Source organism: Methylobacterium sp. FF17, from assembly GCF_025813715.1.
Classification (GTDB): Bacteria; Pseudomonadota; Alphaproteobacteria; order Rhizobiales; family Beijerinckiaceae; genus Methylobacterium; species Methylobacterium flocculans.
On record NZ_CP107532.1, the window covers coordinates 203,528 to 225,468 of the forward strand.

A 21,941-nucleotide genomic window follows, 5' to 3' on the forward strand; every position below is an offset into this window, starting at 1 on the left:
TTACGGATGGAAATTTCATCTTGCGTAGAAACCTGACGGTCGCCTTCCAACTCAAACTAGACATACAGGATACTGCAAGCATCATTCGGAAGCCGGCATAGTCCCAAACTTTGCTCTATGCCACAAAATGACCCTTCGCGGACTTCAAGCGCCTGTCAGTTGAAGGTCTGTTCACGTGCGAAATTGAACGCTACGCGAAGCGGCACAGCGTCCCCGAAGGTCTACTTGCTAACGACGCTGTCCCTTCAACCGCATCATGTCATCCGAGCGAGCACGTCCTCCTTCTGGAGCTTGCGGTGCAGGAAGGCCATGACGACGTGGCCGACCAGCACCACTAGGAGCGTGAAGGCCAGCCAATGATGGAGCAGGTCGCCGGGGGCAACCATCCAGGCGACCTTGTCGTCGCGCCCGGGCATCAGCGGGATGCCGTAAGGCGTGAACGGCTTGCCCGACCCGTACTGGCGCAGCAGCGCGAGACTGGGCACGACGACCATCAGCGCGTAGATGAGAAGGTGGCCGGCTACCGCAGCGCGGCCCAGGCGCCCCGGATGCGGCGGGCGCCGGGCCAGGTTCGCTAAGCCCCAAGCGCCGCGCAGTAGCACCAGCATGAACAGGGTGAAGCCCAAGGTGAAGTGGCTGCCGCCGACGATGCGCGTCACCGCATTGTCTCCGGTGACGACGTACAGCAGCGCGCCTGCGAACTGCCACGCGAACAGCGCCGCCATGAGCCAGTGAAACGCACGGCTCACGCGGCCGTAGCGCCGTGGCGTGTCGAGCCACCCGTCTTCGACCGGGGCTGTGTCGGTGCCCCCGGCCGTGGTCATGGCGCCGTCCCGTCCCATAGGTCCCCCACCATGCCTCCGGCACCGAGGATCTCCTGGGCGGCCGCGGTAAGGGCCCGGTCCGGCCCGGGCTGGCGCAGGTAGGTGGCAAGGTCGCGCGAAAGCCGCTCGAGGGGATGCGGGCGCAGGAAGCCCTGCAGGCCAACCGAGCGCTGGGCGAGTTGCAGCACGTCGAGTCCGGCCCGCTCCACGGCGAGCCGTGCAAGGTTGACGAAGGCAACGATGCGCTCCGGCGGCAGGACGTCCTTGGACACCGCTTCCGCGGCGCGTTCCACCCACAACCTGGCCCCTTCCACCGCGATGGCACCCTCGCCGAGGCGCGCGAGTTGGTGCGGGTCGCCGCTACGGCCGGCCACCGCGAGATGCCCGCGCCAGGCGTCGAACACGGACTCGATGCCGCCGAGTTGCACAGCTGCAAACCGCCAAGCGCCGCCTGAGAAATCCGGTTGGCGGAAGTAGGCGTCCGGATCGCCTACAATGTCCCCCGCCATGACGGCGATGCCAGTAAAGTCGAGGGTGCCGGTGGCCGAGGCGCGCATGCCGTGGGGCCGCCACGCAGACAAGTCGGCCCGGCTCCCAGGCTGCAGCGGCACAACCAGCATCACTGTGCCGCTTCCGCCTGGACCACGACTCGTCACCAGGGCACGGGTGACGTAGCCCGCCCCAGAAGCGAAGGTCTTCACACCGGTCAGCCGCATGCCGTCGGCGCCGTCCTCCAGGCTGAGGCCGCCGCCGTTAGGCTCGGTGTTCCAGACGCCGAACAGGTGGCCATCACGGGCGTCTTCGAAGAGCCGTTCCCGCTGTTCGGGCGCGCCGTAGCGGGCGACGAGCTGCAACGCGTTGACGTGTCCCTCGTAGAGCCGCCCCAGCGGCAGGCTGCCGTAGCCTACCAGTCGCAGCACCGCCGCGAGCTTGCGTGCGCCCGGCTCCTCGCCGAGCCCGGCGCCGCCAGCCAGAGACGGCACAGGCGCTGCGAGCAGGCCCAGGCGGCCGAGGTCAACGACGTCCTCGGTTGGGAAGCCGTCGTCGTGGTCTTGGGCCCTGGCGCGCGTCGCCGCGGTCGCAGCAATTTGGCGGGCGGCTGCGACGGCATCGTAGGACAGGGCGAGCGGGGTCACTTGATCCATATGCGTTCCCCCTCGAACCCCGGCGGGGTGCAGCCCGCTTCGATAGGTCCGATCCTGGCATGATGCCCAGCCCGGCCGTAGGGCGACATATGGTCCGCAAGCCGAAATACCTTGCACTCGGCATGTCGGGACCGCGCCATGAGCCGAAGCTCGCCGACTTCCCTGAAGCGGACGTACCGCCTCCGACCCGACCCGGGCGAAGTAGCCCATCTCCGTCCTCGCCGACATCGGACGTTCGAAGATCCTAGAACCGACCCGCCAGGGTCAGCCTTACCGCTGTCGGCTCGACCGAATGGAAGTGCCGGTCGGCGACACCGTCCGCTGCCTCGCCGGGTAGACGCGAGGTGTAGAAGTAGGTGATCTGGTCGGCATTGGCGTTGGTGAGGTTGAGGACGTCGAGGGACAGGCTGATCCCGTTCTCGAAATTGTAGCCAACGCGGCCGTTGAGCAGCGCGGTCGGCTTGGAGCGGACTGAGTTGTCCTCGATCAGGGGGCGCGGTCCGAAGTAGCGAAAGCGCATCGAGCCGAACCAGCCCAGGCCCTCGCCGAAGGTGAACCCGGCCGACGCGATGGTGGTCGGGGCCTCGGGTACCCGGTTGCCGGCAGGGTCCCGGTCCGCAAAGCGGGCGTTGGTGACCGTCAGGTCCCCTTCCAGCGAGAGCCAGGGTGTGACCGCGTAGCGGTTAATCCACTCGACGCCGAAGCGACGGGTGGGGCGGCTCGGCTCGGTGGTGCCGGTGTCGCCCTGGAACAGGTTCTCGGAGGCGAAATCGAGTTGGAACAGCGTCACCGCCGTCTCCAGGCCGGCGATGCTGCGGTTGCGCAGGCCGATCTCAGACCCCGTCGAGGGCACCAGGAAGGGCGAGCGGCTGATGTTGAACAGCGGGCTTGCCGGATCGACGGTGGCGGTCACGCCGCGAGCGTCGTTCGAGTGGAAGCCGCCGCCGTAGTTCACGAACAACTCGGTATCGAACCAGGGGCCCAGCACGAGGCCGAGCTTCGGATTGACGATGCTATCGCGCGCCTTGCCGGAGTTTGCCGCAGTGTCGGATACGACATCGGCGTAGTAGGTATCCGCCCGGAGGCCGACGCTGGTGCGGAGCCAGTCGGTCCAGCGTAGCCGGTTCTCGTAGTAGAACGCCCCGCTCGCCTCCAGCACGCGGTCGTCGAGGACGGTCGAGCGATACTGCCGGTTCGTGGTGTTGAACAGGCCCACCCGGATGCTGTCGGTTCGGGTCTGGACGCCGATCTCGTTCTCCATCGGCATCCCAAACAGGTCGCCCTGGAAGGTATGGCCGAGCTCGCCGCCGCCGAGTACCCGGTTGTCGCGCTGGCGGAACTGGTCACCGTTCATGGGGTCGTTGAGGAAGTAGGTGAAGTCGTTGAACAGGTTCATCCCGTAGCGGATGACGTAGGCGTTCGCCCGCGTGATCCCAGCATCGCCGGTCTGGCTCCAACGTCCGGAGAGCGAGAAGCGGCCGGTATCCCCACCATCGGTCGGGTTCAGGGTGCCGAACCGCCCGATGATGCCCTCCGAAACCGCGCGCTCGGGGATCTGGTTGGTGGCGTTCCACTTCGCCCAGTAGGCCATGCTGGTGAGGGCGAAGCCGTCCAGCGCCGTGCCCTGGCTATAGCGGACGACGCCGTTGAGTTTGCGTAGGCGGTCCGGCACGTCCCACGGACCGTCATAGGTCTGGGCCTCGCCGGCCACGAGGAGGGTGCCTTGGCCCAGCGGCGCAGAGGCGATGGTCAACGCCCGCTTGAAACCGAAGGAGCCGAACGAGGTCAGGGCGAGGTTACGGTTCACCTTGTCAAGATAATCGATCCGCACCGACCCGGCCGAGGCGAAGTCGCCGTCGCGGACGAAGTACGGCCCCTTGTGGAACTCGACGGCGCCGACAAGTTCGGGGATGAGGAAGTTGAGGTCGGCGTAGCCCTGCCCATGGGCATGGGTCCGCATGTTCACCGGCATGCCGTCGACCGAGATGGCGATGTCGGTGCCGTGGTCGAGGTTGAACCCGCGCAGGAAGAACTGGTTGGCCTTCCCCTCTCCGGAATGTTGGGTAACGATCAGGCCCGGCACGCTCTCCAGCACCTCGCCGGGTCGTGTGATGGGGCGGCTGTTGATCTGCGCGCCTGAAATCACTCCAGCGCTCGCCGCATCGACAGTCCTGAGGCTACCCCCGATGCCAGTGACACCGCCGACGTACCCTGCGCTCGCGGCAGGCCCGGTCGTATTGGTGGCTGGCGCCTCCGCCGTCACTGAGAGTTCGGCCAGATTGGCTTCTGCTGCCTGGGAAGAGGCTCGTTGAACCTGAGCGCCGTAGGGTACGAGGCTGGCACAGGATGCGAGCAGAAGGGTTCGGTAGGCGGGCCGTGAACGAACGGGCGGCATAGGACCTCGGGTGACGTCTGTGGCACGTCACCGCGAAGACGCTGGTCCGCCCGCGACATGCGAACGCCTCGACACCCACCAGGACACCCCGCCCGATGCGTTTCGCGTGTGACCACGACTGACGGCAGGTCTCCTGGCTCGCGGGTCACCGCCCTCTCATCGTCTTCCCAGATCCTCGCAGATCCAGTGACGTGTTGATGATGGGCTCGCCGCTTACAGTTGCGGGGGCAGCCGCGGCATCGGGCCAAGGCCCTCACCGCGTTCCCTTTTGATCCTCCGAGAAGGAACCGTCAGGCACAAGGAGCCCCATCAGGCGACACAGCGTCAATGCCGGTTCGAGACTTTCCGGGTCCGTGTGCTCGGTAGGTGACAAGCGAACCTTTGGGAGCGCTCGCTTGGGGCGACCGCGTAACGCCTGCTTCGAACGTTTGCTGCCTGACAGCGGACCGGCGGAAATCCACCCGAATCGGTCGTTGAGCGGACAGGCGGATCTCGACCCAACATAGTCATACATGCTGCTGCGAGCGTCGCCTGGAAGCGGTCATAGACCCAGGCTCTGCCGAACGGCAAAATTCGGCCCAATGCGGTCATTGGGCCGAGTTCATGAAGAAATCACCCGCACCGGGCGAGGCGGAAAAGCGGCGTTGTCCATCAACTGCATCTCATGCGCCTGCGCCAGGACCGCCATATGCGGCAACGCGTCGTAGATCGTCAGACTTTCCAGGGCTCTGTTGCCGCCAAGTGTCAGGATCGGGTTAAAGCCATAGATCTGCCCGACGCCGAGCTTTCCCAGCTTGGCACATGTCGGCTTGAAAAGCTTTTTGACCGTTGCGTCATATTCATCGAGGGTCGGATCGTCGATCATCATCAATTGGCTGGTGACGGCCATATTGGGATCGAAGGTCTTGCCGCTTACAAGAGAAGGGCACGACACCTGGCTGCTCACGAGGTTGATGGCGACGTCCTGATACACTTCATTCCATGCGACGATCGTTCCAAACGCCCCGAAGCCTAGGGCATGTGTCTGTTCGGGTCTGATCTCGTTGTCGCCATCGAAAACAACCTTCATGATCGAAGCAAATCGAGCGGGATCGCAAAACTGAAAATATCCATCCAATACGATCCCGGTCCCATACTGCTCCCAGAACTCGATCATGGCGTCCGGGACTTGGCCCCTATGGCGTTCCATGTCGACCGCTTCTCCGTCCTTGGGAACGCCGAAGTTTTCCACGATCGAAGCAAGCCTGACCTGGTATTCGTTCATATGGCGCTCCCATCACTGCCTTCAAAGTGCATCAATAAATCAGAACGACCGTGAGTTTCCTAGGATTCGACACGTCATAGAGCATATCGCCATCACTGCATGACCGGTGTTGGCGCGAAGCGGTCGTCCCTTAAAATTCGCGCGAACGTCTGATTTGTTGATTCTGATTCCCAAAAGCAGACCGGGAAAAAGCCACCCTTTTCGGTTCTTCCGCTTACGGAACCAGCCACAAGGCAAGCAGCCGCCCGCTGACGCTGCGTGAGCGCTAGCGGATGGCGGCCTCGTCACACTGCTCGTTGGAAGATGGGGCGCGCCACTTTGAGGGCTATGACCAGCCAAGCTCCTTGACGGCCTGGGCGTCGTTCCAGATTTTCGTCAGCCCAACGATCCTGTCGCCCTCGAACTGCATGATGTAGACGTAGTCGGTCGAAGTGCTCTTGCCCGTCGGCGGGCACGGACCGCCTTCCCCGGTATGGGTCCCGCGGAAGATACCGTAAGCCGCTACGTTCCGGCGCTCCTCGTCCGTGGCGAAGGATTTCACCTCGTACCGACCGTCGGGGATGAAGGTCAGAAGCCCCTTCATCCACTCGGTATAGCCTCGTAGCGAGGTGACGCCGGCCAAGGCGTCGGCTTGGGCCGAGAAGGTCGCGTCAGTGGTGCAATAGCGCTCGCAAGCCTCCCAGCCACCACCTGTCTCGCAGGCGTCGAAGAAGGCCTTCGCAACCGTCGTGATGTCGCTCATGTCGGGGTCATTCCTTTACCGTCGCTTCGGACGCCGCCTGTCGCGGATGCCCGTCCGGGGACATCCCGCATAAAGGCTCGCTTCGTAAGCCTCCATCGAACCGAGCAAGACCTTAGACGCAGGCCCCCCGGAAGGACGCCTGCGTTGATCATCGTTCGGCTAATTCGCCCGGGCGACTTCGACGAGGTTGTCCGAGAACGACGGGGCGTGGCCCATGTCGGTGAAGGCGTGCGATGAGATGCTGTTGACCGTGCCCTCGTTGAGCTGGCGCCAGTAGCCAAGCGTCGCGACCACAATGCCGGCCTTCACGTCCTCGGTGATGCGGGCCACCCCCTTGAATGCGCCGCGATCGTTAGCGACCTGCACCCGGTCACCATTGCGGATGCCACGCGCATCCGCGTCGTGCTGGCTGATCATCACGAACTGCTCGCCCTGGCCCTTCTGTTTATCCTCCATGTTGGCGTAGCAGGAGTTCAGGAAGTAGTGGCTCTTGGGCGAGACGATGTTGAGCGGGAAGCGCTTTGCGAGTTCCGGATCGTTGGTGTGGGACTCGCGCGGGCCAAGATAGTCGGGTAGCGGATCGAGCGCCTCCCCGGGTTGGAAGCCCTCGTACATCTGCCGGAAGGGCGGGGCGACGAAGTTCGTGGCGCCCTCGACCATGAACATGCACTTGCCGGTCGGCGTCGGGAAGTTACCCTCCCGGTGCGGGGCGCGGTCGTCCGGCGTGCCGACCTTGAGCCGGGCGAAGCCGTGTTCGCGCATATACTGGAGGTCGATGCCCTCGCAGGCCGGAGCGTTCCAATCGACGTAGTGCTCCAGGCACTCCGTGTCAGTCCACTTGAAGTTTTCTTCTTCGAAGCCGAGGCGGGCCGCGAGCTGGCGGAAGATCTCGTTGTTCGGGATGGCCTCACCGGGGGCGTCTGCGCACTTGGTGTTGTAGGTCAGGTAGAGGTGGCCCCAGGACAGGATCATGTCCTCCATCTCCGCGCCCATCGTCGCCGGGAGCAGAATGTCGGCGTAGGATGCCGTGTCGGAGATGAAGTGCTCGGCCGAGACCATGAACAGGTCCTCGCGCATCAGCCCTTCCACGATCTTGTCGGTCTCGGGCGCCTGCGTGACCGGGTTCGAGTTCCAGCACATCATCGACATGATCGGCGGGTCGAGCTTCAACTCGCCGGTGAGCGCGCGTCCGATCTGCAGGTTGCTGATGACGCGGGTACCCTCCGGGATCAGGTCGGGCCGGCACATCACGTCGAACTTGTAGGGATGCTCCCAGACACCGAACTGGGTGACGCCGCCGCCGACGTGGCGCCAGGCGCCGGTGAGCGCCGGGATGGACGACACCGCCCGGATGGTCTGGCCGCCGCCGTAATGCCGCTCCAGCGCCACGCCCATGCGTATGCCGACCGGCTGCTCGGTCGCCATCTCGCGCGCGAGCTTGCGGATGTCCTCGGCTGGGACGCCGGTGATCGCGGCGGCCCATTCCGGCGTACGCGGAGCGGCTCGCTCCTTCAGTTCCTCGAAACCGACCGTGTAGTTGTCGACGTAGTCCTGGTCGACGAGGCCTTGCTCGATGATCGAATTGATCAGCGCCATGGCGAGCGCGCCGTCCGTGCCGGGCTTCGGCGCGATGTGCCAGTCGGCCGCCTTGGCGGTGCGCGAGGCGTAGGTGTCGATGACGACGACCTTGGCGCCTTGTCTCTGAGCGTCCTTGACGATGGCCCAGTGGTGCAGGTTCGTGCTGACCGAGTTGCAAGCCCAGATCACGATGTACTTCGAGTGGATGTAGCTGTCCGGATCGAGGCCCGCCGTCGGGCCTACCGTGAGCAGCCACGCCGTGCAGGAACCTTCGCCGCAGAACGTACGCTCCATGACCGTGGCGCCCATGCGATTAAAGAAGGCGTCGCCACCGTTCAGCCCGTGCACGAGGCCCTGGTTGCCGAGGTAGCTGTAGGGCGCGATGGCCTCGGGGCCGTATTGGTCGATGATCGCCTTCCATCGCGTGACGATGGTGTCCAGCGCCTCGTCCCAGGTGATGCGCTCGAACTGCTTGGAGCCCTTCGGCCCGACCCGCTTCATCGGATAGAGCAGCCGGTCCGGGTGGTAGTGGCGCTTCTCGTAGTCCTTCAGCTTCACGCAGAGGGTGCCGCGGGTCATCGGGTGGTCAGGGTTGCCGCGCACGCTCAGCAGTTCCCCATCCTTGACCTCGAACAGCATCGAGCACGTGTCCGGGCAGTCGTGCGGGCAGCCGCCGAAGAAGGTCTCGGTCAGGCTCTCGGCCCGAGTGACCAGCAGGGAGTCGGGCTTGACGATCTCGTTCATGTTTCCTCCACGGCCGAGCGTCCCGCCTTATTTTTCTGGCGGGCCGGCCCGGTGCGTCAGCAGAATGCACTCAAGTGCAAACAATTCCAAATCTTGGTCCGGTGGAAGGACCAAAAGAGTGTTGGGCCATGGTACCAACGGTTTTGTCGCGGATCGGCGCGGTCCGCCTGAGGCTTGGTTCGTGACGACAGGGACGGGGTACGTCACGGCCAGCAGGCGACCTCGGGCAGGATGGAACGTGTGGAACTGACGCTCACCCTAGACGCCAAGTCCGAGAAGCCGCTCCAGGCACAGGTGTTCGACCAGGTTCGGGAGATCATCCTGGATGGGCAGATCAAGGCCGGCATGGCTTTGCCTCCAAGCCGATTGCTGGCGGAGCGCCTCCGCGTGTCCCGCAACACGGTGTTGCTGGCCTATGAACGCCTTGCGGCGGAGGGCTACGTGAGGGCGCGCGGCACGGCGGGCCTGTTCGTGGAGCCGATCTCGCCGGATAGTCTCCTCCTGATCCAACAGGGCAGTCGGTCCCTGACGAACGGCCCGGTGCCGGACGCGTCGAGCGAGCCCCTGCTTTGCTTCGCCGGCTCGCCCGGCGGCGGCGGCGACCGACCCGAACTCGACTTCTGGGTCGGGCGGTCCGATCCGGCGGGGTTCCCGCTGGCCATCTGGCGCCGTATCGTGACGCGCCTCCTTGCGCGAGAGACGATATACCTGACCGATTACTGCGATCCGGCCGGCCTCCCGGAGTTGCGCACGGCCATCAGCACGCACCTGCGGCGCGCCAGAGCGGTGGCGGTGACCGAAGATCAGGTCATCGTGACCACGGGTGGGCAGGACGCTCTCAACCTCGTGTTCAACCTGCTGAAGGGACACACCCGGCAACTCTGCATCGAGAATCCCTGCTACCTCGGAGCCTCGCTGATCTTCAGGAATGCCGGCCTGGCCATCCATCCGGTCCCCGTCGACGGCGATGGCCTACGGACGGACCTACTGCCCACGGCCAAGGGCAGCCTGCTCTACGTGACGCCGTCGCATCAGTTCCCCACCGGGGCCACCATGCCGCTGACGCGGCGCCTGGCCCTGCTGCGATGGGCGGAGGAAACCGACAGCTACATCGTCGAGGACGATTACGACAGCGACTTCCGGTACGACGGGCCGCCGCTGACGGCCCTGGCCGGTCTCGATGGCGGCCGGCGCGTCTTCTACGCCGGGACGTTCTCGAAGTCGGTAGGCGCTGGCCTCCGCATCGGTTTCGCCACGGTTCCGCGCATGTTCTGGGACGAAGCGCGGATGCTGAAGGCGCGCATGAGCAACGGCCAGGCCTGGCTTGAGCAGGCCGCGCTCGCCGCCTTCATCGAGGAGGGGCACTTCGACCGGCACCTGCGCCGCCTGAGGCAGGTCTACAAGGCGCGGCGGGACCGCCTTGTCGGGGCGTTGCGCAGGACGTTCGACGGGGCCGTCGTCCTCGGCGGCGAGAGTGGCCTGCACCTGGTCTGGCGCCTTCCGCCCGGCTTTCCGCCCGCCCGGCAGATCCAGCTCCTTGCACGCGAGCAGGGCATCGGGGTCTACGCCCTTTCGAGCGGGGCCGCCTACGATTTCGATCCCGGGGCACGGGACGACATGTTGGTCTTCGGATACTCATCGCTCAACGAAACGCAGATCGAGACAGCAGTCGGCGCGTTGCAGCGGATATTGCTTGGGCAAGCAGACCGCAACGAAGGCACGGATTAGGTCTGCTTCAGAGCACCCAACGAAATGGCTTCTTCGGAGTAGTTGGGTCGGGAGCGGACCCAGGGCATGGGTTCCATCCGTCAGATTTCGGTGACTAGGTCCGCTGACGGGCATCGTGCCATAGCCAAGCGGCGCTGAGCAGCAGCAGTACGGTGGCCCCCGCGCCCACCAGCCCCAACGCGTCCAAGCTGTCGGTATACGGAAGTCGCGGGTGCATCCCCCAATGGGGGGCAGCCGACATCCGGGTCTGGGCGTATCGCGAGCCAGATTGACCCAAAAGCAATTTAGGCTATTTAGGCAATATGGTTGGTCGCCCGTCGCGTCGAGATGCCCAAGAGCTCTGCCAGCGCCTCGAAGGCGCTCGTGCGGATGCCGGGCTGAGCCGTGCTGCCATTGCGCGCGCACTTGGAACCAGCCCCTCCAACCTTCTCAGGTCACTTAGGGCGGGTGGATTTTCAGGCGATCTCTCAAGGCGCGTCGAGATGCTGCTTGAGAACGGGGTTTCCGGCATGCGAGACGTGCCCCCCAAGGCACGCGAGGCAGGCGACGACTCGCTCGACCGGGCGTTGCTTTTATTGCTTGAATTTCGTAGGATGGTTCCGGATCTCGAAAGGGCGCTCGTGGCGGTCCGCCGAGCCGCGAATGCCGAGGATGGCCGATGACGAGCTCGCGAAACGTCCTGGCGATGATCCGAAGCCATGCCGCCGGTGACAGCGCTCATTTCCTGTCCATCGCGGAACACATCGCGGGCGAGGCGGCCCGCTCTGGCAAGACGAAGGTCGCCGAGGAAATCACGGCGGCCGTCCAGCGGGCAAAGCTCCAACCCAAGATCTCGAACCCGCCGACTCCGATTGCGGCCGCACGGGGCGAACTGGCCGGACTGATGCGGGTCACCTATCCGGAGGTCCGCCTGTCGGAACTTGTCGTGGGGCCTGACCTTCAGCGTCGCCTGCGCCGTCTCGTGCGCGAGCACGACGAAGCCGAGGCCCTGAAGGCGAAGGATCTCTCTCCGCGGCGCAAGTTCCTGTTCTCCGGGCCTCCGGGCACCGGAAAGAGCATGACCGCAGCGGCCATCGCCGGAGAGCTCGGCCTGCCGCTCTTCACTGTGATGCTGGACGGCATCATCACGAAGTTCATGGGCGAGACCGCCGCGAAGCTAAGGCTCGTCTTCGACGCGATGCGTGCGACGAGGGGCGTATACCTGTTCGACGAGGTCGACGCCCTGGCCGCACGGCGGGCATCGGAGAATGACATCGGCGAGGCTCGCCGGATGCTCAACTCCTTCCTCATGTTCCTTGAGGAGGATAACTCCGGGAGCGTCGTCATCGCCGCCACGAACCTCAGGTCTCTGCTGGATACGGCGATCTTCCGTCGGTTCGATGCGGCGTTCGTCTACGCGAAGCCCTCCACCGACGAGGCGCGACGGGTCCTGATCAATCACCTCCAGAGCTTCGCGGTTTCGGACCTTGATTGGACCAGGATCGACGAATGCACGACCGGATTGAGCCAGGCCGACATCGTCTCCGCCGCGGCCGATGCGGCTCGGGATGCGGTTCTGGACAACTCTTCCGCGCTCACCACCGATATCGTCTGTCAGGCACTGGCTGATCGGGCTAGCATCCACGTAGAGTAGTATTTACGTAATGTAGCGTGCGGTCGCCAACGGGCGGGCGTACCATCCGGCTGTCGGTGCACATGGTCGAGCGAACCCCCTACCGCCATATCCATGTCCGGGGCCTCGGGGTCGCCTCGGCGTCGTTCCGGCCCGTCGTGGGGGGCGGTTCCGACAAGGGCTTTCCGCCGGTCGACAATAGGGCGGCTCATGCGGATATGCTTCGCGATGGTTTGGACAAGGCCATCGAGCTCATGGATGAGTATCGTTCGGCGCAGAAGGAATCTGGCGTACCGAAGAACAAGCGCGGAATGCCGATTACGGTAGAGGCTCGTCCCGACATCGCCTTGCGGATCGGGCAGAGCCGATCCGGCCAGGGGTTCGCCCTTCTTAACGTCCGGAGAGGGCAATCGGTCGATCCCGAGCGCGGCCCGGAAAATGATCATGCCACCTTCTTCACGACGCCCCAGACGCTCGACACCTTCCGTCGCGATCTCGAAAGGTACGCTGCGTGGGAGCCTTCCGAACGGGACCTGTCGAACGCGTGGGACGACGATCAGGATGTCCAGCGCCGCCCCCCGCGCTTCAAACTGTTCGAGAGTGCAGCCGGCATTCGTCCGACGACCCTTCTCGACCTCTGGACGGACCGGTTCGACCGCTATCCCAGGGCCCGTGGGGAGCATGCCTGGGAAGTCTGGACGCGCATCGATTTCCAGGGCGCCTTCAAACAGGCCGTCGAAGATCTCGGATTGCGGAAGTATGGACGGCCATCGGAGTTCATCGATACGGTCGTTCGTGGCCTGATCGCCACGCCCGCCCAGATCCAGGAGGTCGTCCGCGCCACCGGTGCGGTCGTAGGCCTACGGAGCGCGTCGACCTTCGCATCCGATGACCAGCATCTCCAACCCAGGGACATGACGGGGACCCTCATCGCGCTTGCCGGCCACATCGTGTGGCCGGGTAAGGACGCTCCCGTCGTGGCAATTCTGGATACCGGCGTCCAGGCGAGGCATCCGCTCCTGGGCGGGGCCCTGCCGGTCTCTCGCCAGTTCACGGCCGAGCCGTTCTGGGGAACGAACGATCACCATGGGCACGGCACGAAGATGGCGGGCGTCGTGCTCTATGGCGATCTCGCGGCGGTCCCGACGGACGGACGTCCGCTTCGCATGGCGACTCGCTTGGAGTCCGTGATCGTGACGGGTCCCAAGGGGGCTCCTCCGGTCCCTGCCCGCGATGCCATTCGCCGTGCCGTCGAGGCCGTCGAAGAGGAGCGGGCCATTCGGGTCTATTGCCTGGCCCAAACCGCGTCGGGCGAGATGGAAGACGGGTTGCCGACCAGCACGTCGAGCGTTCTCGATCAACTGGCCTACGGCGACGGGGAAAGGACGCGCCTCTTCTGCGCGGCCGTCGGCAACGTGCCGCATACCGACAACGAACCGTATCAGGCCGCATACTACGCCGACCGCAACGCCCAGTTCGGCATCCAATCTCCCGCCCAAGCGCTGAACGCTCTGTCGGTGGGGGCGGTCAGCCTGAAGGACATAAGAACTCCAAAGGCCAACCCGGTCGCACAAGCCGGCGATCTCGCCCCCACTTCCAGGACGGCCCAATCCTGGGCGAAGCTCCATGCGAACAAGCCGGACATCGTCATGGAGGGCGGGAATTTCGTGGTCGATGCGGATGGCGTTTTCTGCAGCCCGTCACCGGCTCACTTGGTTCTCACGACATCCGGCCCCGCATTGACGGCCCCGCTGGCGCTTGTGGGCGAGACAAGCGCCGCAACGGCGGCATGCGCTGGTCTCGCCGGTCGGTTGTTGGCCCGCTACCCGAAACTCCGCATGGAGACCGTACGGGCGCTCATGGTCCATGCCGCCGAGTGGACGCCGGCGATGCGCGCCCAGCTTTAGGCGGCCAGGAATGCGGGCATTCCGAGGAGCGAGGCCTACGCGATGCAGATCGGCCGGTTCGGCTGGGGCGTGCCGAACGAGACCCGACTTTTCGAGAGTGCCGGAAACGCCTTGACCCTGATGTTGGAGGACTCACTGGAGCCGTATCGGCGTGGGGACGGATCCAGCCTTCCGCTCAAGGAGATGAAGTATTTCAAGCTGCCGTGGCCCGAGGATGCCTTGCGCGCCCTCGGGGCGACCCAGGTCGAGATGCGCTGTACCCTTTCCTACTTCATCGAGCCCGATCTCCATGCGGTGGCCAGGGACCGGATGGAGCGGTATCCCTCGCACCGTCTCCGGTTCGACGTGAAGCGGTACGGCGAGGACGACGCCCAGGCACGTGCACGGGTGAACACCCAGGCGGACGAGGGCGACGCCGTGGAGGACACGAGCGACGACGGCTGGATACTGGGATCGTTCAGTCGTCATAGGGGGACGCTCCACCACGACATCTGGTCCGGTCCGGCCCACCGGCTCGTTGAGCGAGGCGGCCTCTCGGTCCTGCCGGTCAGGGGATGGTGGGGGGACACACGTAGGTTCGACCGTGACGGGCGGTCCGTGAACTTCTCCCTGGTCGTATCGATCCGGACCCCCGAGGCCGGCGGCGGCGACCTGTTCACGGAGGTCGTCGGCAAGATTAAGGCGGCCAACCTCGTTGAGACGCCGGCGGCGGTCGCCGTGACCTGACCGAAGCGCGCCTCACGACATCCGGGCCATGACGTCGCCGTGGCACAGATAGGCGTAGGGCGTCGCAGAAGCGTTCCGGTAGCATTCGCGGGCTTCCCGCATCGCCTCCCCGAGCGTTTGGCCGTTCAGCAAGCCCGTGATCTGATCATGGACCACGGATGAGGCGAGCGAGTCCTGGATGGCCCAGATCGGCGCGAGAATCCCACCGAACCCCCTGTCCGCCAAGCTTGCCGGCCAACCTCCGACGACACCGAGAGTATGGTTCGCGACACCGATTGAGCATGCGTTCAAGACCGCGAACGTACCGTCCTCCATCCCGAGGACGACGCCTCCGTTGACCTCCATGTGCGAGACCCACCCATCGCTCATCCGGAGTCCTTCGGACCCGGCTTCGCCCCTTTCGCCGGGCGGGTTGGCATGACCTGCGAAGTGGAGGATCGAAACGCGCGCGTCCGGTTGCGATCGGCACAGGAAATTTGTGAAGCCCCCGCATGTCGCTTCTCCGATTTCGGCGCCATGCTCCGAAATCAGCTTCCGGCCTTCCTCCACGGCGTCCGGCAGGCCTGAACCGTCATCGTACTCGGGAACGAAGCTGACGATCCGCCCCTTCGAGAACCCTTCGAGCATGCCTCCTTCGCACTCGCCGAACCAACGCGCCACCGGATGGGACATGAAGATGTGATCGGCATCCGCGATCCCGGCGTTGGCATCGGGATACATCATCTCCCAGGGGACGTGAGGATCGTTCGTCACGAACTGTATCGGAAAGCGCGGACCGTGGATGGCGCGCAGTTCGGCGAAGAGCGACTTGAAGTGGCCGGGCGTAGCCTTCCAAATCCGTTCGCCAATGCCTCTCAGCACGTTGGCATGCGTGCGACCCGGTGGCAGTGACGGACATCGATCCAACAGGTCGCGGGCGAAGCTGGCCGTACCCTCCTTGAGGTGGATTTCCTCCATCCACGATACGGTCTTGAATCGTGTGGGCCCCTGAAGGGCCTTGAGGCTCCACATCAGCTTCCCGGGACTTGAGCCCTCCATGATCTTGACCGTCAGGACCGGTTTCTCGGCATTGCGGACGAGTTGGATGCCACGCCCGGCCGGAGGCATGCCGACCGCGATCCCCTGCGTCCCCGACTTGGTTCCCTTTTGTATCGGTATCCGTCGGACGGCGGCGCCGGCATGACGGTCCTGGTACTCGAACATCACCGACATCTTACAGATGCTGCCTACCTCGGCATCCGGCCTGATCCTGCCCCTGAAGACCGCAGGGCGAGACGAGCCGTCCGGCATGATCGCGATGATGCCTTTCCCATCCTCGGGACGTTCGAAGACGATGGCCGGGAAATTGACCTCGGCGGTCACCTGCACCTCCGTCCACCCGGCCGGCAGGTCCCTGAGTTTCACAGGGTCACCCTCGGTCATTCCGTCGGGTGTCGGCGCGAGGTCTACCTTGAATTGGAATATCTCACCGGGGGACGCATCCCCGTCCGGGGTCACCGAAGGGTAACGGGTCAGTGATTCCGACGGCGGCACCGCGGTGGCGGTCTCGACCCAGGGTGCGTTGGCGCATTCGAATGGCGCGGTCACTTCCAGGTCGTTGCGCAGGCTTTCGGCGGCGTTGCGGAACATGGCCCCCAGCCCGGCCTTCACCTTTTCGCTCGTCACGCTCCCGGTCAGGGCAATCGCCGTTCCGGCAAGCGTTACCTCCATCCCGTAGATCTCGCGTGCGAGCTTGTAGACCGACGAGCGTATCCTCGACCAAGGCTCTTCCTCGACCGTCGGCCCGTCGGTGTCGATGAGCCCGAACGCGATCCAGTTACCCGCATCCACGACGCCGCCCTTGCGCCATGCCCAAGTCCAATGTCCGGCACCGTCGGTGGTCATGCCCTGGCGCCCGGATCGAGGACCAGGAAGATGTCGTCGACCGTGGCCAGTCCCTTTCCGCCGACCGATGCACGGTAGAGTCCTGGCTCCAGCGACACCTCGGCACGGAAGATGCCGTCCCGTGGTCGAAGGAAGACGGTGCGTGGCGCCGCCGGCTCATCGATCCGTTCGACGGTCCCGTTTAGGGACTGGAGGTATCCGGTCGGCACGGCTTCCAGGTGCACGGGCTCATCGGCGCGATAGGCGTCCTGTATCGACAGGCGGATCGGTGCGCCGCCGGCGTGGCCGGTGCGGAACTTGCCAAGGTCGATGCCGGCACCCGTCATCACGCCCTTCAGGTGGTCGAGGGCCGCCGGCACGGACTGCAGGGCGGAGTGAGACGTCGCGACATACGTCACGGAGGCCTCCTTGTCGCCGATGGGAATGGCCGAGACCCGGGGTACCGTTCCGTCGCCGCCATGATCCTTGCCCTCATGGGCCCGTACGGGGGTCAGTACCTCGTCCTTCAGGGAAGCGGATTGCCAGGTCGGCTGGTTGATGCCCACGACCGGGCGAATGTTCATCCCCGATGCCAGGTAGCCCTGGATGCCATCGTTCGATGCCCGCGCTGCCTGCATCTCGTCGTGGAACGCCTTCGCCCTGAGAACGCGGGCGGCATCGAGATGCGGAAGGGCGATCTCGGAGATGCGGGCCAGTTCGGTGCCGCCGTGCTCGACAAACGGGTAGACAGGCAGGAGTTGGTAGGCCGAGTCGAAGGACCGAAGGGCGTCCGTGCCGTCGAAGGCCGACACGGAACCGACCTTCCAGGTGAACCCGTTGCAGAGGAAGTCCACCGCGTTGCCCGCACCTCGATAGGGCGTGCCGAAGCTGACCATCGTGCGGACGATCTTCCAGCCCTCAAGGCACTCCATGAAATATCGGCCGACGAGCCCGCCCATCGAATGCGAGACGAGCACGATCTTGGCGTTCTCGTTCCCGCTGCTCGTCTTCCACTTTGCGAGCCACTGCGGGGCGACCCTCGCCAGCTTCCGTGCGGAGACGCGGTTGTCCCGACGCCAGTCGTAGGGGAACTCGAAATAGTTTTCGCCGCGGGTCAGCCCGAGACGCGAAACGAGGTCTGCGCCGAGGCGGGAGTACCCGCCCTGTTTCCAGAGACGCGGAATGATCTCGGGGTTTGGAACCAGCCCCGACGCGACGATGCCGTCACCGAGATCCTCGTCGCCGTTGTCCTCGCCCGTCAGTCTAAGGCGGTCGAGGTTCTCGCCGATTATGGTTCCCCAGAGCGCGCCAGGTGAGGTGCCCCATAGGGGCTTGCCATCCTTAGTCAGGACGGAACCGATCAACCCGGGCAGCACCACGACGACATCACCGAAACCGCCTGCCATTCAGGTCTCCCCCGCTTGTGTCACCGCCGATACGAATACCGCTGGTCGTGCCGATTGCTCGATCTCCGCCGGTCCGTGGACGCCGATCCGCCGACATGATCGCCGGGTCGGACGAGGACGCTTCGGGGCAGGATCGGTGACGGGGTCGGATTATAGAACGTACGACGAACAAAACCAGCTGACGACGTTACGTATGGAATGATCCGATGCGAGCTTAGCCGTGGATTCGGTTAAGGCACCATGGGTCCGCACGCTTGTCCGGAAGGGCCGTACGACCGCCGGAGGGTGGAATGCACGCCAAGTGTCGCACGGACCTATCCGCTACCTTGTTCGCCCTGCCTTCCCGTACTCCGTGGCCGGACACTACACGGTACGGGGATCATTCGGCCGGCTCGCGGACCTCCGAGGGGGCCGGCCAGTTTCGGGCGAGGCGGCCGAACACGCCGGCATCGGCCCAGGCCTGGCGGGAGCCGACGACGTAGAGGTTCTCCTGGGCTCGGGTCGCCGCGACGTTGAGGATGTTCGGCGGTCCCCCCGCCCACCCGCCCACCCGCGCGCGCCGCGCTGGGTCGGCATCGGCGCCCCGAGGACGAGGATCACGCTGTCGGCCTCGCGGCCCTGGACGGTGTGGATCGTGCCGACGCGCTCGCGCGTCCAGCGATAGGGGTCCATTGTCCAGCGGGACAGTACCCCGGCCGCCGTGATGCGTTCGCGCAGGCGCTGGGCCACGATGAGGAACGGGCTGATCACGTAGAGATCGACGGCCGGTACTTCGGCCGCCGACAGGCGACGCAACATGTCGATCACGGCGACGCCCTCGGCGTCCGACCACTTGTCCTCGGTCCGCCCGCCGGTGACGTCGACCCAGTGCGATCCCCCCAGGACGTCCCGGATGACGGACGCCCGGCGCGGCGTCGCGTGGACCATCAGGCCCTGGTAGGCGACCTCGTTCGAGAGGGTGAACATCGGATCGGCGCAGCGCCGGTGGACCAGCAGGGGGAAGCCGACCCGCACGGAGCCGACGGTCTGGCGGAACTCGGCGACGTAGGTGGCGGAGGCGTCTGCGACCGCCTGCACCGAGGCCTTGGGGGCGTTCCAGCGGCCGGGATCGATTCCGAAATCGGCGCAGATGGTCTCGGAGAGCTCGGTCGGCAGGGACGTCACCGGCTCGATCTGCAGGGGGTCGCCGACGACGACGGCGCGTCGTGTCCGCGTGATCGCCCCGATGGCGGCCTGGGGCACGGCCTGGCCCGCCTCGTCGACGAGGAGCCAGCCCAGCGTCTCGGGCGGCAGGTAGCCGAGCATGCGGGTGACCGAGGCGAAGGTGGTCGAGACGACAGGGACCACGAGGAACAGGGTGGCCCAGAGGTCGGGCATGTGCGGCTTGGTCTTGGGCTGCCAGGCGTTCCGGCCGATGAGCGCCTTGAATAGGTTCTCCAGGTTGCTCCGGATGGGCTCCGCCGCCGCATCGATGAAGGCCTTGTGGAGCGCCAGGGCGAGTTCGAACACACGGTCGCGCTGGCGGTGGGCGGCCATGTCGAGCCATGGCGCCGCCTTCTGGACGGTGTCCCGATCCCTTGCGAAGAACGCCGCGTCGACGATGCCGGTGCCGCAGCGTGTTCGCATGAGCTTCACCCGAGCCTCGGCAGTATCACGGGCGGCGGTCGCGGCCCGGAGGGCCTCCTTGCCCGAGGCCTTGGAAGCCTCGGCCTCGCGCAGCCGGTGCCGGGTACGATCCGCCTCGCCGAACGCCCGGCGTTTCTCGGCGTCGGCCCTGTCGACGGCCTTGGAGAGTTGCGCGTCGCTCGTCGCCCAGTCCTTGGCAGAGGTCGTCCGGAAGACGCGCGCTAACAGGCCGGGCCGACGCGGGGCATGGCCCGCCCGGGCCTGATGGGCGCGGTCCCGGGCCTGCGATGCGACGGCGGCCGCATCCGTCGCCTCGCGGTGTTCCCGTTCGCTCGTGGCCGCCCCGGCATCCGCCCCGGCGACCGCCCGACGCGCCTCGTTGACCGCGTCGCGCAATCGGGGAAGGGTGCCGACGACCTTGCGGGCGGCCTCGATCTCGGCGAGGAAGTCGCGGACCCGGGTCACCTCCTCCGTGAAGGCCGTGCGGGCCTCGCGCCAGCGCTTGAGCGCGTCCGTGCGATTGCGCGGCGGGTTTTCGCGCTCGACCACGACGGGGCGCCGCCTGCGCTTGCGGGTCGAGTCCGCGGGGTCGGGCTCCTCGATCCATTGCGGACTTCCGGCGGCCTCGGCGAGGTAGGCGCGCAATCCCTTGTCCGGGTCGATCCACATCGCCTCCCGGAAGGTGAAGCGGTTCGAGGCGTTCCCGAGCACGGCGGCGATCAGGCCCCAGGCCTCGACGTCGCCAGAGACGTTGTCCGCGACCGTCTTGAAGTAGCGCAGGCCGGTGGCGTCGTCGGCGATGGCTTTGAGGGCCGGCAGTTCGCGGCTGACGTTCTCGACGGCCTTGTTGTTCGAGGAGGCGACCAGCATCTCGAAGCCGCGCAGGCGGAGGTCGACCCTATGGACCGGGACGGTCGCGGTGCCGATCCTCGGCCGGTACCCGGATGCGGGAAACGCCTTCTCGGGATCGTCGAAGCCGCACATCGCCCCGGCACGCCGAACGACGAGCGAGGCGACCATGTCCCGCAGGAGCGTGGTCTTGCCGGTGCCGGGCGGCCCGTTGACGGGAAACAGGTCGACGCCTTCCAGGTCGGACATCGCGAGGTTCACGGCGCCCTGCTGGAGCAGGACGAGGGGATGGCGTCCGGCCGCGGGCCATCGGCCGATAGGGAACCGCGCCGGCGCCACCGCGGCGGCGATGACGGTGTCGTCGGCCAGGACGTCCTTGCGGGCCTTCGGCTTGTCGATGCCGAGGTATCGGCGGAGGTTTGTCGTGGTCTTGCCTTCGACGACCTGGCGGCGGGCGCTCGCCAGGTCTTCCAGGTAGAAGCTGCCGAGAAGGGGGGCGTCGGGCGGGTCCTGCGCCATCCAGTAGTGGTAGACCCTCATCGCAAAGGAGGGTGGCTCGATCAGGCTCGAATGCAGGCCCAACTCCGAGACCAGCCAATCGAATGCGGCCCGGATCGCACGCCCGTCGAGGGGAACGGGTTTTCCGTCGTCGCCGGCGCGGCGGATGCGGCGGTCGAGGCCTTCGTTCAGGCGCGTCTCGGCCTCCGGCCATCGCCCGAGCCCGACGAGGTCCCGCCGCAGGGCGAGGGGCAGGCCCCAGGCGAAGCTGGAGATAGCCGTCGCCTCGCCCTCCGCCACCGGCACGCCGGCCTTGTCGAGGGTCACGGTCGCGATGGCCGCGAGCCCGGCGGCACCGCGACGGTCCTGGTTCTTGTCGACGAAGACCGACAGCAGGGCGTTCGTGGCCTCGTCCATGCGGATCGCGCCGAGGACCACCTGATAGAACAGTTGCTTCTGGGGCCTCGCCCTCTCGCCCGGTGGTTGCCAGGGCATGGATTGGGTGATGTCGGCGATGCGTCGCTGGTCCCCGTCCGCCATGTCGGCCGGCTTCCGGTAGGTCATCGGCGAGAGCACCTCCAAGGCCGTCCAGGCCGAGAGGATGTCCTCGGGGCGGTCGCGGACGGGTCGAGAGGTCGGTTGCGGTCCCGGCCTCGTCCAAGGCGGCGGCTCGCTGTCGAGACGCGACGTCGATGCCGTCGGCTCGTCTTCGGGCGGTGGCGATGGACGTGCACCTGCTGAGTTCGACCCCGCCGCGGCTTCCTCGCCGGCGCCACGTCGCCTCTGCCGGCCAGGCTCGCGGTTCGGGTTCGCGAGGGCCTTCTCGACCTTTGTGCGGAGCTTTTCGGCGCTAGGCGTCGTGCGATGACCCAGTTCCGCCAAGAGCGCATCGAGGATGTCCCGGTCATCCTTCGTGGCTTCGAACACGCGTTCGAGGTCGGTCACGCGCAACGGCTGATAGGGTCTCATCTTTTTCCCGACTTGGAATCGTTAACGGCATTTTCCGGGTCGGCTCATCCGGTGTCCAGCGAATG

Annotated in this window: 13 protein-coding genes and 1 riboswitch; of the genes, 4 read left to right on the forward strand and 9 right to left on the reverse strand. The window is 65.8% G+C overall.

Annotated features, from left to right (window positions below; all coding sequences use genetic code 11):
- Window positions 1-254 precede the first annotated feature (254 nt).
- The 6 genes from OF380_RS00945 to OF380_RS00970 all read right to left on the reverse strand — a co-directional run bounded on the left by OF380_RS00945 (window position 255) and on the right by OF380_RS00970 (window position 8,692).
- The gene (locus tag OF380_RS00945; protein WP_264048920.1) at window positions 255-824 is read right to left on the reverse strand and encodes a cytochrome b; all 570 of its coding nucleotides are present in this window, start codon (window positions 822-824) and stop codon (window positions 255-257) included.
- A complete protein-coding gene (locus OF380_RS00950) occupies window positions 821-1,969 on the reverse strand; it encodes an acyl-CoA dehydrogenase family protein (RefSeq protein ID WP_264048921.1) in 1,149 nt (382 codons plus the stop codon). Before OF380_RS00950 ends, OF380_RS00945 begins: the two co-directional genes overlap by 4 nt.
- A 244-nt stretch (window positions 1,970-2,213) precedes the next feature.
- The gene (locus OF380_RS00955; RefSeq protein ID WP_404810521.1) at window positions 2,214-4,364 is read right to left on the reverse strand and encodes a TonB-dependent receptor; all 2,151 of its coding nucleotides are present in this window, start codon (window positions 4,362-4,364) and stop codon (window positions 2,214-2,216) included.
- A gap of 106 nt (window positions 4,365-4,470) precedes the next feature.
- Window positions 4,471-4,671: riboswitch (cobalamin riboswitch) on the reverse strand.
- 294 nt (window positions 4,672-4,965) lie between these two features.
- Complete coding sequence (locus tag OF380_RS00960; RefSeq protein WP_264048923.1) at window positions 4,966-5,628, reverse strand: GAD-like domain-containing protein; 663 nt, start codon at window positions 5,626-5,628, stop codon at window positions 4,966-4,968.
- Between the two features lie 325 nt (window positions 5,629-5,953).
- Window positions 5,954-6,370: an ester cyclase gene (locus OF380_RS00965; protein ID WP_264048924.1), complete on the reverse strand. Its 417-nt coding sequence runs from the start codon at window positions 6,368-6,370 to the stop codon at window positions 5,954-5,956.
- Between the two features lie 159 nt (window positions 6,371-6,529).
- Window positions 6,530-8,692, reverse strand: coding sequence for a molybdopterin-containing oxidoreductase family protein (locus OF380_RS00970; protein ID WP_264048925.1), 2,163 nt, complete (start codon window positions 8,690-8,692; stop codon window positions 6,530-6,532).
- Window positions 8,693-8,932: 240 nt separating this feature from the next.
- On the opposite strand from OF380_RS00970, the gene pdxR reads away from it, so the two are divergent.
- The 4 genes from pdxR (at window position 8,933) to OF380_RS00990 (ending at window position 14,665) form a co-directional block, all read left to right on the forward strand.
- A complete protein-coding gene (gene pdxR / locus OF380_RS00975) occupies window positions 8,933-10,420 on the forward strand; it encodes a MocR-like pyridoxine biosynthesis transcription factor PdxR (protein WP_264048926.1) in 1,488 nt (495 codons plus the stop codon).
- An 883-nt stretch (window positions 10,421-11,303) separates the two neighbouring features.
- Window positions 11,304-12,053, forward strand: a complete 750-nt coding sequence (locus tag OF380_RS00980) for an AAA family ATPase (RefSeq protein WP_264048927.1) — start codon at window positions 11,304-11,306, stop codon at window positions 12,051-12,053.
- 62 nt (window positions 12,054-12,115) lie between these two features.
- Window positions 12,116-13,939 (forward strand): S8 family peptidase, encoded by a 1,824-nt coding sequence (locus OF380_RS00985; protein ID WP_264048928.1) that lies wholly within the window; start codon window positions 12,116-12,118, stop codon window positions 13,937-13,939.
- 42 nt (window positions 13,940-13,981) lie between these two features.
- On the forward strand, window positions 13,982-14,665 hold the full coding sequence (locus OF380_RS00990; protein WP_264048929.1) for a hypothetical protein: 684 nt from the start codon (window positions 13,982-13,984) through the stop codon (window positions 14,663-14,665).
- A 12-nt stretch (window positions 14,666-14,677) separates the two neighbouring features.
- On the opposite strand, the gene OF380_RS00995 is transcribed toward OF380_RS00990, so the two are convergent.
- The 3 genes from OF380_RS00995 to OF380_RS01005 form a co-directional block, all read right to left on the reverse strand.
- A complete protein-coding gene (locus tag OF380_RS00995; RefSeq protein ID WP_264048930.1) occupies window positions 14,678-16,549 on the reverse strand; it encodes a CHAT domain-containing protein in 1,872 nt (623 codons plus the stop codon).
- A complete protein-coding gene (locus tag OF380_RS01000; protein ID WP_264048932.1) occupies window positions 16,546-17,934 on the reverse strand; it encodes a lipase/acyltransferase domain-containing protein in 1,389 nt (462 codons plus the stop codon). Before OF380_RS01000 ends, OF380_RS00995 begins: the two co-directional genes overlap by 4 nt.
- A gap of 363 nt (window positions 17,935-18,297) precedes the next feature.
- Entirely contained in the window at window positions 18,298-21,876 is a 3,579-nt protein-coding gene (locus tag OF380_RS01005) for a DEAD/DEAH box helicase (RefSeq protein WP_264048933.1), read from the reverse strand.
- Window positions 21,877-21,941 lie beyond the last annotated feature (65 nt).

Excerpts from the sequence above, each read along its gene's own strand:
- OF380_RS00945 (WP_264048920.1), bottom strand. The coding sequence starts at position 824 with ATGACCACGGCCGGGGGCACCGACACAGCCCCGGTCGAAGACGGGTGG.
- OF380_RS00950 (WP_264048921.1), bottom strand. The coding sequence starts at position 1,969 with ATGGATCAAGTGACCCCGCTCGCCCTGTCCTACGATGCCGTCGCAGCC.
- OF380_RS00955 (WP_404810521.1), bottom strand. The coding sequence starts at position 4,364 with ATGCCGCCCGTTCGTTCACGGCCCGCCTACCGAACCCTTCTGCTCGCA.
- OF380_RS00960 (WP_264048923.1), bottom strand. The coding sequence starts at position 5,628 with ATGAACGAATACCAGGTCAGGCTTGCTTCGATCGTGGAAAACTTCGGC.
- OF380_RS00965 (WP_264048924.1), bottom strand. The coding sequence starts at position 6,370 with ATGAGCGACATCACGACGGTTGCGAAGGCCTTCTTCGACGCCTGCGAG.
- OF380_RS00970 (WP_264048925.1), bottom strand. The coding sequence starts at position 8,692 with ATGAACGAGATCGTCAAGCCCGACTCCCTGCTGGTCACTCGGGCCGAG.
- OF380_RS00980 (WP_264048927.1), top strand. The coding sequence starts at position 11,304 with ATGCGGGTCACCTATCCGGAGGTCCGCCTGTCGGAACTTGTCGTGGGG.
- OF380_RS00985 (WP_264048928.1), top strand. The coding sequence starts at position 12,116 with ATGGTCGAGCGAACCCCCTACCGCCATATCCATGTCCGGGGCCTCGGG.
- OF380_RS00990 (WP_264048929.1), top strand. The coding sequence starts at position 13,982 with ATGCAGATCGGCCGGTTCGGCTGGGGCGTGCCGAACGAGACCCGACTT.
- OF380_RS00995 (WP_264048930.1), bottom strand. The coding sequence starts at position 16,549 with ATGACCACCGACGGTGCCGGACATTGGACTTGGGCATGGCGCAAGGGC.
- OF380_RS01000 (WP_264048932.1), bottom strand. The coding sequence starts at position 17,934 with ATGGCAGGCGGTTTCGGTGATGTCGTCGTGGTGCTGCCCGGGTTGATC.
- OF380_RS01005 (WP_264048933.1), bottom strand. The coding sequence starts at position 21,876 with ATGAGACCCTATCAGCCGTTGCGCGTGACCGACCTCGAACGCGTGTTC.